This window comes from Faecalibacterium sp. DFI.5.82 (assembly GCF_029076575.1).
Lineage (GTDB): Bacteria > Bacillota > Clostridia > Oscillospirales > Ruminococcaceae > Faecalibacterium > Faecalibacterium duncaniae.
In genome coordinates this window covers 1-318 of record NZ_JARFIS010000375.1, presented here as the reverse complement: position 1 = coordinate 318, position 318 = coordinate 1, and the positions used below count along the sequence as shown (strand labels likewise).

The 318-nt window shown below is 63.8% G+C and carries 1 pseudogene; it reads left to right on the top strand.

Annotated features, from left to right (window positions below):
• Window positions 1-318: pseudogene (locus P0G09_RS17055) on the top strand (DNA recombination/repair protein RecA); the annotation flags it as partial.

The following is a 318-nucleotide window of genomic DNA, read 5'->3' as shown; positions in this document are numbered from 1 at the left end:
TGGAAATCTGCGAGGCGCTGGTGCGCTCCGGTGCCATTGATGCCATCGTTGTGGACTCTGTTGCCGCCAGGGTGCCCCGCGCCGAGATCGAGGGCGAGATGGGCGACAGCCATGTGGGCCTGCAGGCCCGCCTGATGAGCCAGGCCATGCGCAAGCTGACCAGCGTCATCGGCAAGACCAACACCGTCTGCATCTTCATCAACCAGCTGCGTGAAAAGGTCGGCGTGGTATACGGCAACCCCGAGGTCACCACCGGCGGCCGCGCCCTGAAGTATTATTCCTCTGTCCGCATCGATATCCGCCGCGTGGAGGGCCTGA